Below are 13021 nucleotides of genomic sequence, written 5' to 3' on the forward strand. Positions count from 1 at the left end.
CTTCTCTCGGCTGTCGGATTCACGCGGCGACCCGGCGGCGCGGGACGCGGTGCCGCAACTGGGCCAGCGGCGGGCGTTCCTCGACCGAGACGTCGTTGACCACGATCTCCCGGTCCAGGTTGGGCAGCGCCTCCGAGCCGCCCCGACGGAACTGGGTGAGCAGCGGGGTCGGCATCGTCCCGGGCGTCGCCCAGCCGCGCCGCTGGAGCCGGGACCAGGCGGTCAGCATGATCTGCGCCGACATCCGGCCCAGCGCGGCGGTGTCCTGGTGCCGGTGCTTGCGCTCGCCCAGGTCGACCTGGGCCAGCGCGTCCAGCCCGACCAGCTCCAGCAGGTCGATGAGCATCGCCGTCTCGACGCCGTACCCGGTGACGAACGGCACCCGCTCCAGCACGGTGCGGCGGCCCGCGTACTCGCCGGCCAACGGCTGCACGAAGCCGGCCAGCTCCGGCCAGAACAGGTTGAGCAGCGGTCGGGCCATCAGCTCCGTCACCCGGCCGCCGCCGTCGGGCTCGACCCCGGTGGCACCGACCAGCGGCCGGTGGTAGAAGCCCTTGACGAACTCCACACTCGGGTCGGTGAGCAGCGGCCCGAGCAGCCCGGTGACGAAGTGCGGCCGGAACTCCCGCAGGTCGGCGTCGACGAACGCGACCACGTCCCCCTCGGCCGCGGCCAGCCCGGCCCACAGCGCGTCGCCCTTGCCGGTCAGCCGCGGCAGCCCGCGCGTCATCGCGTCCTGCCCCACCACCTCGGCGCCGGCCGCGCGGGCCACCTGGGCGGTCCGGTCGGTGGACCGGGAGTCCACCACGATCAGCTCGTCGACGAGCGGCACGCGGTCCATCAGGTGCTCACGGACGGTCGACACGATCGCGCCGACCGTGGCCTCCTCGTTACGCGCCGGCAGCACCACGCTGACCCGGCTGGTCCCCTTGGCCCGCACCAGCCGGTCGGCCGGCCAGTCGCCGGCCGCACTGGTGCGGTACGTGGCCCACGCCTCCACCACAGGTGAGACGATCGAATCTGATTCCCGCACGGGCACCCCCCATTAGTTGCGGAATCGCAAGTATGTGTTTCCCAGTTCTGAACCCGCGCTAACCGATCCTGCCCACCGCTGTGATCACGGGGATGAACGTCACGTTGCGCGCGAGGTCGCGTTTGCCGCGTCAGCACCGGGGGGAGTGCTGTCCGCAGTCTTTCAGTCACGTCGAGAGGGCGGCAGCATGCGGGTGGGACTGGTCGGGGCCGGTGGGGTGGCGCAACGCCACGCCCGGGTGCTCACGGGCTTCGAGGACGTGGAACTACTCGGCGTGACGGACGTCGCGCCGGAGGCGGCGGAGGCGCTCGCCGGCACGTACGGCGGCCGGGTCTTCGCCGACGTGGCCGAGCTGCTCGCCGCCGGCCCGGACGCGGTGTACGTCTGCGTGCCGCCGTTCGCGCACGGCCCGGCCGAGGAGGCGGTGATCGCCGCCGGCGTGCCGATGTTCGTGGAGAAGCCGGTCGCGGTCGACCTGGAGACGGCCGAGCGGGTCGCCGCGCTGGTGGAGCAGCGCGGGCTGCGCACCGGCGTCGGCCACCACTGGCGCTACCTGCGCGTGGTGGAGGAGGCCCGGCGGCTGCTCGCCGACCGTCCGGTGCGGATGGTCAACGGGGCCTGGCTGGACAAGGTGCCGCCGGTGGCCTGGTGGGCACGGCGGGACCGGTCCGGTGGTCCGGTGGTGGAGCAGGCCGCGCACGTGCTCGACCTGATCCGGGTGCTGGTCGGCGAGGTCACCGAGGTGACCGCGTACGGCGACGGCACCCCGCCGCCGGTCGACGGCGCCGACATCGACTCGGTGACCGCGGCCACGCTGCGGTTCGCCTCCGGAGCGGTCGGCACGCTCGCCGCGGCCTGCGTGCTCACCTGGAAGCACCGGGCCGGCCTGGAGATCCTCGCCGACGGGCTGGCGCTGTCGCTGGCCGAGGACGGCCTGACGATCTCCGACGCCGACGGCGAGCGGCACGTGCCCGCCGACCCGGACGACGCGCGGGTCGCCGTCGACCGGGCGTTCGTCGACGCGGTCCGGGGCGTCGGCGACGACGTGCGCGTCCCGTACGCCGAGGCGCTGCGCACCCAACGGCTGGCGCTCGCGGTGGCCGAGTCGGCGCGGACCGGCCGGCCGGTGGCGCTGCCGACCGGCCCGGCGGCCCGGCCCACCGCCGCGGTGGCCGACGCGGGGGTGACCGTCGATGCGTGACCGGGTGGTGGTGGTCAGCGGCCCCGGCCGGGTCGAGCTGGTCGAGCAGGACGCGCCCGAGCTGCGCGAGGGCACGTTCCGGGTGGAGACGCTCTACAGCGGCGTCTCCGCCGGCACCGAGCTGAGCTACGTCAAGGGCACCAACCCGTACCTGCACGTCACCTGGAACGCCGGTCTCGGCCTGTTCCAGCCGGGCGGGGCGAGCACCCCGTACCCGGTGACCCGGCTCGGCTACATGCAGGTCGGTCGCGTGGTGGAGAGCCGCACCCCGGCGGTCGCGGTGGGCACGGTCGGCGCGATGACGTACGGGCACCGCAGCGGCTGGGTGGCCGATCCGGTCGCCGAACGGTTCGTGCCGCTGCCCGACGACCTCGATCCGCTGCTCGGCGTCTACGTGGCGCACATGGGACCGATCTGCGCCAACGGTCTGCTGCACGCCGCCGCCGACCTGTGCGGCACCGACGTCCGGACGCTTGGCGACGGGGTCCGGGGCCGCCGGGTGGCGGTGGTCGGCAGCGGCGTGGTCGCGCTGCTCACCGCGCTGTTCGCGCGCCGCCACGGGGCCGCCTCGGTGGTCGTGGTGGACCCCACCCCGGCCCGCCGGCAGGTGGCCGAGGCGCTCGGCCTGGAGACGCTCGACCCGGAGGCGGACGACCCGGCCATGGTGCTCAAGACGCGGTGGAACCACGCCGCCGGGGACCGCGGCGCGGACGTGGTCTTCCAGTGCCGCGGCCAGGACTGGGCGTTGCAGCTCGCGCTGCGGCTGCTGCGGCCCCAGGGCACGGTGATCGACCTGGCGTTCTACCAGGGCGGCGCGGACGCGGTCCGGCTCGGCGAGGAGTTCCACCACAACGGACTGTCGCTGCGCTGCGCGCAGATCGGCCGGGTGCCGCGCGGGCTGGCCCCGACCTGGGACCGGGAGCGGCTCTCCGCGGAGACGGTGGAGCTGCTGCGCCAGTACGGCGACCAGATCCGCAAGCATCTCGTCTCCGCGGTGGTGCCGCTGGACGAGGCGCCGGCGCTGCTCACCGACCTGGCCGAGCGGCGCCGCTCGGAGTTGCAGGTGGTGCTGACCGGCTGACCGGGGCACGACCCCGGCCGAACCCGGTGCGGTGCCCGGCTACCGTTCGGTCATGACCGCCGACGCCGGCCCGACGCCGGGACTCGCCGCTCTGCTGCCCTACCTGCGCGCCCACCGCGGCACCCTCGTCGCGGTGGGCGCGTTGTCGCTCACCGGGGCCGCCGCCGCGCTGGCCCAACCGCTGCTCACCCGCACCGTGCTGGACCGGATCACCGCCGACCGCCCGGCCGCCCCGCTGGTGGTGGCGCTGGTCGCGCTGGTGCTGGTCGGCGCGTTGCTCGGCGGGCTCCGCGACTACCTGTTGCAACGCACCGCCGAAGGGCTCGTGCTGGGCCTCCGGCGGCGGCTCGCCGGCCACCTGCTGCGCCTGCCGATCGCCGAGTACGACCGGCGCCGCACCGGCGACCTGCTGTCCCGGGTGGGCGCCGACACGACGTTGCTGCGGGCGGTGGTCACGTCCGGCCTCTTCGAGACCGTCACCGGGGCGGTGATGGTGGCCGGCGCCGGCACGGCCATGCTGCTGCTGGACCCGCTGCTGTTCGGCGTGACGCTGGCGTCGGTAGCGGTCGGCGTGGGGTTCGCCGTCACGGTCGCCCGCCGGGTGCGCGGGCTGTCCCGCCGCGCCCAGGAACGCGTCGGTGAGATGACCTCGGCCGTCGAGCGGGCCATCTCCGCGGCGCGGACCATCCGGGCCAGCCGCGCCGAGGAACGGGAGACCGGCACGGTGGTGGCCAGCGCGACGGCGGCGTACGACGCCGGGCAGCGGGTGGCCCGTGCCCAGGCGGTGGTGGGACCGGTCAGCGCGGTCACCGTGCAGGGCGCGTTCCTGCTGGTGCTGGCCGTGGGTGGGGCGCGGGTGGCGGCCGGGGCGATCAGCGTGGGCGACCTGGTCGCGTTCGTCATGTTCCTGTTCTTCCTGGTGCTGCCGCTGGGCCAGGCGGTGCACGCGTACACCCAGTTGCAGAGCGGGCTGGGCGCGCTGGCCCGGATCGAGGAGATCCTCACCGTGCCGGGCGAGAGCGCCGGCGACCGGCCCGGGCGGGTGGACGTGCCGGCCGCCGCCGCGCCGGCCCGGGTGGAGTTCGACCGGGTCGGCTTCGGTTATCCCGGTGGCCCGCCCGTGCTGCACGAGGTGAGCTTCACGGTGCCGGCCGGCACCCGCACCGCCCTGGTGGGCCCGTCCGGCGCCGGCAAGTCCACCCTGCTGGCGCTCGTCGAGCGCTTCTACGAGGCGGGCGAGGGCGCGGTCCGCCTGGACGGCGTGGACGTGCGGGAACTGCCCCGGGACGCGCTGCGCGCCCGGCTCGGCTACGTGGAGCAGGAGGCGCCGGTGCTCGCCGGCACGCTACGGGACAACCTGCTGATCTCCACGCCCGGCGCCACCGACGACCGGCTGCGCGCGGTGCTCGACGAGGTCAACCTGGGCCACCTCGCCGACCGGACCGCGGACGGGCTGGACGTGCAGGTGGGGGAGGGCGGCGTGCTGCTCTCCGGCGGGGAGCGGCAGCGGCTGGCCATCGCCCGGGCGCTGCTGGCCGGGCCGCCGGTGCTGCTGCTCGACGAGCCGACCAGCAACCTCGACGCCCGCAACGAGGCGGCGCTGCGGCGGGCGATCGACGCGGTGGCGGTGCGCCGTACCCTGCTGATCGTGGCGCACCGGCTCTCCACGGTGGTGGACGCCGACCAGATCGTGGTGCTCGACGGCGGCCGGGTGGTGGCGGTCGGCACCCACGACGAGTTGACCACCACCAGCCCGCTCTACCGGGAGTTGGCCGCCCACCAACTGCTCGTGGCCTGATCCGCCCGGACGGTCGGGAACCGGTCGGGCCGGTGATTTCCGGACACGGTCCGGCTCCGACGGTGGGCGGGGGTCACAATCGGCTGCGGTTCGCGTACCGTTGCGGCTCATGGGTGTGTCGCAACGGTTCAAGACCAGGTTCCGCCGGTTCCTCCAGCGCCCGGGGACGACGGTCGACCTGGCCCCGCTGGAGAAGCTGCTGCCGGCGATCGAGTCCCGCGAGGCCGAGCTGGAGCAGCTCTCCGACGCCGAGCTGACCGAGGCCGCCGGCCGGGCCGAGAAGTACGAGGAGATCTGCGCGATCGGCCGCGAGGCGGCCCGCCGCGGGCTCGACCAGCGCCCCTACGACGTGCAGCTGCTCGGCGCCATGGCGCTGCTCTCCGGCAAGGTCGCCGAGATGGCCACCGGTGAGGGCAAGACGCTCACCGCGACCGTCGCCGCGTACGGGCACGTCCGGCTCGGCAACGGCCCGGTGCACGTGCTCACCGTCAACGACTACCTGGCCCGCCGCGACGCCGAGTGGATGCAGCCGGTCTACACGCTGCTCGGGCTCACCGTCGGGTGGGTCAACGAGGCGTCCACGCCGGAGGAGCGCCGCGCCGCGTACCGCTGCGACGTCACCTACGTGTCGGTCAGCGAGGCCGGCTTCGACTACCTGCGCGACCAGCTCGTCACCGACGTGGCCGAGCGGGTGCAGCCGCCGCTGAAGACCGCGATCGTGGACGAGGCCGACTCGATCCTGATCGACGAGGCGCGGGTGCCGATGGTGCTCGCCGGCGCGGTCCCGGGCGAGCAGGACCCGGTGCACGCCGCCGCCGCGCTTGTGCGTGGCCTGCGCAAGGGCAAGCACTACACGGTGGCCGAGGACGGCCGCAGCGTGGCCTTCACGTCGGTCGGTCTGGCCACGGTCGAGGCGAAGCTCGGCGGCATCGACCTCTACGACGAGGAGCACGTCGGGCAGCTCTCCGCGGTGAACGTGGCGCTGCACGCGCACGCGCTGCTGCACCGCGACGTCGACTACATCGTGCGGGACGACTCGGTCGAGCTGATCGACGAGATGCGCGGCCGGGTCGCGCAGCGCCGCCGCTGGCCGGACGGGCTCCAGGCCGCGGTCGAGGCGAAGGAGGGGCTGGACGCCAGCGCCGAGGGCGAGGTGCTGGGCACCGTCACCGTGCAGGCGTACATCGCGCTCTACCCGACCGTCTGCGGGATGACCGCGACCGCGGTGCTCGTCGGCGACCAGCTCCGGGAGTTCTTCGGCCTCGAGGTGGCGGTGATCCCGCCGAACACCCCGTGCGTCCGGGAGGACGAGCCGGACCGGATCTACGCCACCCGCGCCGAGAAGGAGGAGGCGCTGGTCGACGAGATCACGCGCTGCCACCGGGCGGGGCGTCCGGTGCTGGTCGGCACGCTCGACGTGAAGGAGTCCGAGGGGCTGGCCGCCGCGCTGCGCGCCGCCGACGTGCCGTGCGTGGTGCTCAACGCCAAGAACGACGACGAGGAGGCCGGCATCATCGCCGAGGCCGGCGCGCACGGCTCGGTGACGGTCTCCACCCAGATGGCCGGCCGGGGTGTCGACATCCGGCTCGGCGGCAGCGACCAGTCCGACCAGGAGCGGGTCGCCGAACTGGGCGGCCTCTACGTGATCGGCAGCGGCCGGCACGACAGCCGCCGGGTCGACGACCAGCTTCGCGGCCGGGCCGGCCGGCAGGGCGACCCGGGCGGCTCGGTCTTCTTCGTCAGCCTGGAGGACGACCTGGTCGTCCGGCACGCCGGCGACACCGTGCCGGCGTCACCCCGGATGAACGCCGACGGCCTGGTCACCGACCCGCAGGTGGACTACGCGGTCGAGCACGCCCAGCGGGTCGCCGAGGGCGTCAACCACGAGATCCACCGCAACACCTGGCGTTACAGCCACGTGATCGAGCAGCAGCGCAAGGCGCTCGCCGAGCGGCGGGAGCGGCTACTGACCACCGACATCGCCGCGCTGATGCTGTTGGAGCGGGTGCCGGAGAAGGCCGGCGAGATGGACGAGGACCTGCTCGCCGAGGTGTCCCGTTCGATCGCGCTCTACCACCTGGACCGGCTGTGGGCCGAGCACCTGGCCGAGCTGTCCGAGGTTCGGGAGGGCGTGCACCTGCGGGCGCTGGGCCGGCTCGACCCGCTCGACGAGTTCCACCGCAGCGCGGTGCCGGCGTTCAACGCGTTGATGCCGGAGATCGAGACGCGCACCATCGCCACGTTCGAGGAGACCGAGTTCGACGAGGGGTGGGAGCCGGACGCGTCGAAGCTGGTGCGGCCGAGCGCCACCTGGACGTACCTCGTGCACGACAACCCGTTCGGCTCGGAGCTGGACCGGCTGATCGCCTCGGTGGGCCGGCGGCTCATCTCCGGGTCCCGCTGACCCGGCGCGCAGGCCCCTTCCAGCCGAGTACGGCCGGAAGGGGCTTTTTGCGCGGTTTCGAGGTCGGTCGGCGGGGGTAGTAGGCCGAGGCTCCGTCGAAGAGAGGACGAACATGGCACAGGCAACGGCGCCGGACGGGAACACCGCGCGGACGGACGCGGGGGCGGTGGGGGCCGTGGTGCGGTGAACCTCGACACCCGTCTACCCATGACCGAGGACCTGGGCGTGCTGGAGACCGCCGCGCTGCTGCGCGAGTTGACCGCCGGCCTGATCGGTGTCGCCGAGTTCGACGAGGCGCTGGACCGCCTGGTCCGGATCGCCCGGGACGCGGTGCCCGGCGTGGACTGCTGCGGTTTCACCGCGCTGCGCGCCGGCGGGCCCGCCGGGGTGGCCGCCTCCGACCCGCGGTGCGCCGAGTTGGACGACCTGCGGCACGGCCCGGACACGCCGGCCCTGACCGCGATCCGCCGCCGCGAGATGATCATCGCGGGCGGGCTGGCGGAGGAGTCGCGCTGGCCGACCTGGAGCATCCGCGCCCGCGCGCTCGGCGTGCACGGTGTGATCTCCGCGCCGGTCGACGTGGACGAGCAGGTCATCGGCGCGATCAACCTGTACGCGTCGGCACCCGGCGCGCTCACGCCGAGTCACCAGCTCACCGCGATGCTGCTCGCCGAACACGCCGGCCTGCTGCTCGCTGCGGTCCGCGACCGGGAGCGGGCGGCCGCCCGGGCCGACCAGCTCGACGGCGCGTTGCTGGCCGAGGGAGTGATCGGGCAGGCCGTCGGGGTGATCATGACACAGCGGGGCTGTCCCGCGGCGGAGGCGCTGGGCGTGCTCCGCAGCGCCGCGTCCTCGTTGGACATCCCGCTGCGCGAGGTGGCCCAGCGGCTGGTGCTCACCGTCTCCCGTCCCCGGGACAACTGACCGACAGTCGTTTCGTCCCACCGGGGGTCGGGTAGCACCCTGGACTGGTGAGCCGCGCCGACGTGGGGAGGACGCGATGGAGAGCCGACTTCGGGTGCACGGGCACCCCATCCAACCGATGCTGGTGACGTTCCCGTTCGGGCTCTTCGTCAGCGCCGCGGTGTTCGACCTGGCCGACGTGGCGGGCGGTCCGGCCTTCCTCGGCGAGGTGGGCTACTGGACGGCGGTCGCCGCGCTGGTCGCCGCCGGGCTCGCCACGGTCGCCGGGCTGGTCGACCTGTGGGACGTGCGGATCGGCCGCGCCAACCGGACCGCCATCACGTTCAACCTGGTCAACGCCGTGATGGCGGCGATGTTCCTGCTCACCTGCCTGATCCGGGCGCACGCGCCGCAGCGCGGCGCGACCGGTGGCCAGCTCGCCACCGAGCTGGTGGCGTTGGCGGTGGGCGCGGTCGGGGTGGGCCTGGGCGCGCGGCTGATGCAGCAGTCCGACCGGGGCCGCGCCGCCGAGCCGACCGGCCTGGAGACGATCCCCGGCGCCACCACCGAGCCCTCGCCTCCATGGTTTCGGTGAGGCCACTCCCGGGCGTGTCGCGGCGGGGAGAGTGGACGAGGTGAAACCGGTATGCCTCCTGGTCATAATTATGACCAGGAGGCATACCGCATACCGGGCCGCGTCTCCCCCGGGCTGTGACTCTGTGTAACCGCACCGCCGGACGCGCCGTCACGCTTGCCGGGTGCCGGGTGCCGGGTGCCGGGTGCCGGGTGCCGGGCGGCGCGAATCCGAACAGGCGGGCCCGCCGAGATCGGAGCCCGGGCACGGAAATCGTGTTGCCGGCCGTCGTCGACCGACGGCAGGCTCGGGCCCATGGTCACCGAACGCGGGTTCGACGAACTGGTCGCCGAGGCCGAAGCGGCGCCGGTCGAGGGATGGGGCTTCTCCTGGCTGGCCGGGCGGGCCACCGAGGAGCGCCCGCCGTGGGGCTACGCCCGTCTCGTCGGGGCCCGGCTGGCGGCCGTCGACGCCGCCCTGGACATCGACACCGGCGGCGGCGAGGTGCTGGCCGAGGCGGCGTCCGCGCCGCCACCGCTGCTGGTCGCCACCGAGGCCTGGCCGCCGAACGTGCCGGTGGCCCGGCGCAACCTGAGCCGCGTCGGTGGTCACGTCGTCCGGGTCGGCGACCGGCCGCCGCTGCCGTTCCGCGACGCGGCGTTCGACCTGGTGGTCAGCCGGCACCCGGTGGACACCCGGTGGGACGAGGTGGCCCGGGTGCTGCGCCCCGGCGGCAGCTTCCTCTCCCAGCAGATCGGCCCCGGCACGGTCCGGGAACTCAGCGAGGCGATCCTCGGGCCGCTGCCACCACCGGAGCACCGTCACCCGGAGCACGCGGTCGCCGCCGCCGAGGCCGCCGGACTGACCGTGGTGGACCTGCGGACCGCCACGCTGCGTACCGTCTTCCAGGACATCGGCGCGGTGGTCTGGTTCCTGCGCAAGGTGGTCTGGACCGTGCCCGGCTTCACCGTCGGCCGGCACCGGGCCGCGCTGCGCCGGCTGGACGAGCGGATTCGGGCCGAGGGGCCGTTCGTGGCCCACGCCCGGCGGTTCCTCATCGAGGCGCGTCGCCGCTGACCGGGCGGTGCGCGGCGGCGTGGTGCGCGGCCAGCACGTCGGCGCCGAAGTCGCCGGCCGGGCGGCGCAGCACGGTGTGCGCGTGGTTGCCGTCGTCGGTGGTGTTGTCGTACTCGATCAGCAGGTCGTCGCCCTGCACCCGGTAGTAGTGCCGCCGGCCCGGCTCCACCGGCCCGGCCCAGGCGAAGTGCAGCTCACCGCCGTCGAGTCGGGCCGCCTCCCGGGCGGCCAGGTCGGCCGGGAGCCGGTCGAGGTAGAGCGCGACCAAGCGGTCGAGCAGCGCGCGCCCGCTCGGCCCGAGCCGGCCCCGGGGCACGCCGAGCGGGTCGAGCCGGCCGGGCGCGGTGGCCCGGGTGGCGCTGATGATGTCGGCCGGGGCCTCCTCGGCGATCACCGCGGCGGCCCGCCCGCCGGGGCCGAGCGCATCCAGCAGCTCGCGGGCCAGGTCCTCCTCCGGGCCCAGCGGCCGGGAGACCGGGCGGCCGGCGTGCCGCACGGTGGCCGGGTTCGCGCCGAGGAAGATCGGGGCGGGGGAGACCTGGTCGTCGGCGACCGTCATGCTCACCGACAGGTGGTGCCCCTCGAACCGCCACGCCCAGCGGTCGTCGCGGGCCGGGTCGCCGAAGATGGCGACCCAGTAGTCGCCGCTGTGCCGGCCGCGCCGCCAGCCCTCCGCCCGGTCCAGCACCTCTTCGAGCGCCACCACGGCCATGGCCTGCGCGTACGCGGCGGGGCTGAGCGCGGTGGCGAGCAGCCGGTGGGCGGCCTTGCGGGCGGCGACGTCGAGGTCGGCGACCGGGACGCCGGGCCGTGGCCGGGGCCGGTACTCGAGCCACCGGCGGGCCGGCTCGTCGTCGAACTCGTGCCGGGCGCGTCGCCGGGCCGGCTCGTCCAGCGCCGCCAGCAGCGCCGTGGCCGCGGTGCGCATCTGCTCGGGTACGGGATCCTCCACCGCACCTGTATACGCCCCGCGCGGCGGCCCCGGGTGCTCAGTCGCGCCCGAGCTGCGTCAGCATCTCCGGCAGCGTGAAGAACCGGGCGGTCTCCACCGCCGAGGGGGCGCCGTGGTCCGGGTCGGCGCCGGCGTCGAGCAGCGCCCGGACCGCTGCCGCGTTCTGCCGGAACACGGCCGCGGCCAGCGCGGTCTGCCCCCGGTCGTTGACCCGGCCCGGGTCGGCGCCACGGTCGAGCAACGCGGCCACGGTCTCCGGCCGGGCATGGTAGGCGGCCAGGATCAGCAGCGTGTCGCCCTTGGCATTGGTCAGGTTGACCGGCAGTCCCGCGTCCACGTTGGCCGCCAGTTCCGCGGTCTCGCCGGCGCGGGCCAGGTCGAACATCCGGTGGGCGAAGGCGACGGTCTCGGCGTCCAGTTCGTCGGGCACCCGCCCAGGTTAGGGCGTCGCGGCCGGCGCCGCCTGGTAGCTTGCGCAGCCGGCACGGGAGGCGAGATGGACGATCGGGTCTACGTGGGCAACGCGGCGGTGGACGGGGCGACCGACGCGGGGTGGCTGCTGGGGCACTTCAAGCCGGCCGGCGACGTCCGGCGCAGCGCCGAGGTCGAGGTGAAGTGGGGCGTGCACCCGGCGGGGGAGACCCGGTCCCGGTGGGCCACCGGGGAGCGGCGTACCGCGCTGCTGGTGCTGATCAGCGGCGCGTTCCGGGTCGAGCTGCCGGACCGGACGGTGGTGCTGCGCGCGCCCGGGGATTACGTGGTCTGGGGCCGGGGCGTGGACCACTCCTGGTACGCCGAGCGGGCGTCCACCGTGCTCACCGTCCGCTGGCCCTCGGTGCCCGGCTACCGGGTGGACCCGCCGGTGGTCCGCTGACCGCGTCCCGCCATGTGGTATTACCTACTAAACCTATAGGCTTTGCCGTCTAAAGTGTGTGAGCACGCTCCGCCCCGCACCGTGAGGACGCTCCGCCGATGACCAGCTCCGACCCGACCGACCTGCTCACCGTCGCCGCCCGTTGGGTCGACCCGGCCGGCTGGCCGGTGCCGCTGTGCTTCGACCGGTCCGAACGGTGGTACGCGCGGCTGCACGCCGACGCCGCGTACGAGGTGTGGGCGCTGAGCTGGCTGCCCGGACAGGGCACCGACCTGCACGACCACGGTGGTTCGTCCGGCGCCTTCCTGGTCGTCGCCGGCGTGCTCGTCGAGGAGACGGTCAGCGGTGGCCGGCTGCGTCCGCACCGCCTCGCCGCCGGCGCCGGCCGGCGCTTCGGCGCCCGGCACGTGCACCAGGTCACCAACCGATCCGCCGAGCCGGCGGTCAGCGTGCACGTCTACCGGCCGGCGCTGCGCCGGATGACCCGCTACCACCTCGACGCCGGCCGGCTCCGGGTCGCCGAGGTGGCCGAGGCCGGCGTCGCGTGGTGAGCCCGGCGACCCCGCCCCCGATTCCCGCCGAACGGAAGGACGCCATCATGGCGCAGAACCCCGCCCCCGCCGAGAGCTGTCCGGTCCCTCCGTCCGGCTCGCGCGGCATCGACGAGATCCTCGCCGCCGCCCGCGCCCGGCTGCGTCGCCTCGACCCCGAGCAGGCGCACCTCGCCCACCGGGGCGGCGCGCTGCTCGTCGACATCCGCCCGGCCGGCCAGCGGGCCGCGCACGGCACCGTGCCCGGCGCGCTCACCGTCGAGCGCAACGTGCTGGAGTGGCGCTTCGACCCGCGGTGCGCGGCCCGCCTGCCGCAGGCGGTCGACTACGACGTGCCGGTGGTCGTCCTCTGCCAGGAGGGCTACACCTCGTCGCTGGCCGCCGCCGCCCTCCAGGACCTCGGCCTGCACCGCGCCACCGACGTGGCCGGTGGCTTCGCGGCCTGGCGCATCGCCGGCCTGCCCACCCTCGGCCCCACCCCGCCGCCCCGACCCTCGTCCACCGCGCCCCCGGTCACCGCCGGCCGGGCGCTCCGCTGACCGTCCCGCCGCACCCGGCGGGGCGGGGCGACCG

13 protein-coding genes are annotated in these 13021 nt (G+C 75.0%); 10 read left to right on the forward strand and 3 right to left on the reverse strand.

The window, feature by feature from the left end; all coding sequences use genetic code 11:
- Positions 1–19 precede the first annotated feature (19 nt).
- The gene (locus TPA0908_RS21595) at positions 20–1000 is read right to left on the reverse strand and encodes a glucosyl-3-phosphoglycerate synthase (protein WP_281942640.1); all 981 of its coding nucleotides are present in this window, start codon (positions 998–1000) and stop codon (positions 20–22) included.
- Between the two features lie 220 nt (positions 1001–1220).
- On the opposite strand from TPA0908_RS21595, the gene TPA0908_RS21600 reads away from it, so the two are divergent.
- The 7 genes from TPA0908_RS21600 (at position 1221) to TPA0908_RS21630 (ending at position 10071) form a co-directional block, all read left to right on the forward strand.
- Positions 1221–2234, forward strand: coding sequence for a Gfo/Idh/MocA family protein (locus TPA0908_RS21600; protein WP_281940657.1), 1014 nt, complete (start codon positions 1221–1223; stop codon positions 2232–2234).
- Complete coding sequence (locus tag TPA0908_RS21605) at positions 2227–3315, forward strand: zinc-binding dehydrogenase (RefSeq protein WP_281940658.1); 1089 nt, start codon at positions 2227–2229, stop codon at positions 3313–3315. The genes TPA0908_RS21600 and TPA0908_RS21605 overlap by 8 nt, the downstream gene beginning before the upstream one ends.
- A 52-nt stretch (positions 3316–3367) precedes the next feature.
- Positions 3368–5113 (forward strand): ABC transporter ATP-binding protein, encoded by a 1746-nt coding sequence (locus TPA0908_RS21610; RefSeq protein WP_281940660.1) that lies wholly within the window; start codon positions 3368–3370, stop codon positions 5111–5113.
- A gap of 109 nt (positions 5114–5222) precedes the next feature.
- Positions 5223–7517, forward strand: coding sequence for an accessory Sec system translocase SecA2 (gene secA2, locus TPA0908_RS21615; RefSeq protein ID WP_281940662.1), 2295 nt, complete (start codon positions 5223–5225; stop codon positions 7515–7517).
- Positions 7518–7700: 183 nt separating this feature from the next.
- The gene (locus tag TPA0908_RS21620; RefSeq protein WP_281940664.1) at positions 7701–8441 is read left to right on the forward strand and encodes a GAF and ANTAR domain-containing protein; all 741 of its coding nucleotides are present in this window, start codon (positions 7701–7703) and stop codon (positions 8439–8441) included.
- 76 nt (positions 8442–8517) lie between these two features.
- Positions 8518–9015 carry a DUF2231 domain-containing protein gene (locus tag TPA0908_RS21625; RefSeq protein WP_281940666.1) on the forward strand — a complete coding sequence of 166 codons (498 nt, stop codon included), beginning with the start codon at positions 8518–8520 and terminating at the stop codon, positions 9013–9015.
- A gap of 294 nt (positions 9016–9309) precedes the next feature.
- Positions 9310–10071, forward strand: a complete 762-nt coding sequence (locus TPA0908_RS21630; protein ID WP_281940668.1) for a class I SAM-dependent methyltransferase — start codon at positions 9310–9312, stop codon at positions 10069–10071.
- Here TPA0908_RS21630 and TPA0908_RS21635 read toward each other — a convergent pair.
- Positions 10049–11023, reverse strand: coding sequence for a DUF3500 domain-containing protein (locus TPA0908_RS21635; protein ID WP_281940670.1), 975 nt, complete (start codon positions 11021–11023; stop codon positions 10049–10051). The two genes, TPA0908_RS21630 and TPA0908_RS21635, sit on opposite strands and share 23 nt — an antisense overlap.
- Positions 11024–11060: 37 nt before the next feature.
- The gene (locus tag TPA0908_RS21640; protein ID WP_281940672.1) at positions 11061–11453 is read right to left on the reverse strand and encodes an ankyrin repeat domain-containing protein; all 393 of its coding nucleotides are present in this window, start codon (positions 11451–11453) and stop codon (positions 11061–11063) included.
- A 66-nt stretch (positions 11454–11519) separates the two neighbouring features.
- On the opposite strand from TPA0908_RS21640, the gene TPA0908_RS21645 reads away from it, so the two are divergent.
- The 3 genes from TPA0908_RS21645 (at position 11520) to TPA0908_RS21655 (ending at position 12987) form a co-directional block, all read left to right on the forward strand.
- Positions 11520–11897, forward strand: coding sequence for a cupin domain-containing protein (locus tag TPA0908_RS21645; RefSeq protein ID WP_281940674.1), 378 nt, complete (start codon positions 11520–11522; stop codon positions 11895–11897).
- 98 nt (positions 11898–11995) lie between these two features.
- Positions 11996–12448 carry a cysteine dioxygenase gene (locus TPA0908_RS21650; protein WP_281940675.1) on the forward strand — a complete coding sequence of 151 codons (453 nt, stop codon included), beginning with the start codon at positions 11996–11998 and terminating at the stop codon, positions 12446–12448.
- 47 nt (positions 12449–12495) lie between these two features.
- Positions 12496–12987, forward strand: a complete 492-nt coding sequence (locus tag TPA0908_RS21655; protein ID WP_281940676.1) for a rhodanese-like domain-containing protein — start codon at positions 12496–12498, stop codon at positions 12985–12987.
- Positions 12988–13021 lie beyond the last annotated feature (34 nt).

Origin of the sequence: Micromonospora sp. AKA38, from assembly GCF_027925725.1 — a bacterium.
Lineage (GTDB): Bacteria > Actinomycetota > Actinomycetes > Mycobacteriales > Micromonosporaceae > Micromonospora.

Coding starts and splice junctions, on each gene's coding strand:
- TPA0908_RS21655 (WP_281940676.1), top strand. CDS start 12,496: ATGGCGCAGAACCCCGCCCCCGCCGAGAGCTGTCCGGTCCCTCCGTCC.
- TPA0908_RS21630 (WP_281940668.1), top strand. CDS start 9,310: ATGGTCACCGAACGCGGGTTCGACGAACTGGTCGCCGAGGCCGAAGCG.
- TPA0908_RS21605 (WP_281940658.1), top strand. CDS start 2,227: ATGCGTGACCGGGTGGTGGTGGTCAGCGGCCCCGGCCGGGTCGAGCTG.
- TPA0908_RS21610 (WP_281940660.1), top strand. CDS start 3,368: ATGACCGCCGACGCCGGCCCGACGCCGGGACTCGCCGCTCTGCTGCCC.
- TPA0908_RS21600 (WP_281940657.1), top strand. CDS start 1,221: ATGCGGGTGGGACTGGTCGGGGCCGGTGGGGTGGCGCAACGCCACGCC.
- TPA0908_RS21625 (WP_281940666.1), top strand. CDS start 8,518: ATGGAGAGCCGACTTCGGGTGCACGGGCACCCCATCCAACCGATGCTG.
- TPA0908_RS21650 (WP_281940675.1), top strand. CDS start 11,996: ATGACCAGCTCCGACCCGACCGACCTGCTCACCGTCGCCGCCCGTTGG.
- TPA0908_RS21645 (WP_281940674.1), top strand. CDS start 11,520: ATGGACGATCGGGTCTACGTGGGCAACGCGGCGGTGGACGGGGCGACC.
- secA2 (WP_281940662.1), top strand. CDS start 5,223: ATGGGTGTGTCGCAACGGTTCAAGACCAGGTTCCGCCGGTTCCTCCAG.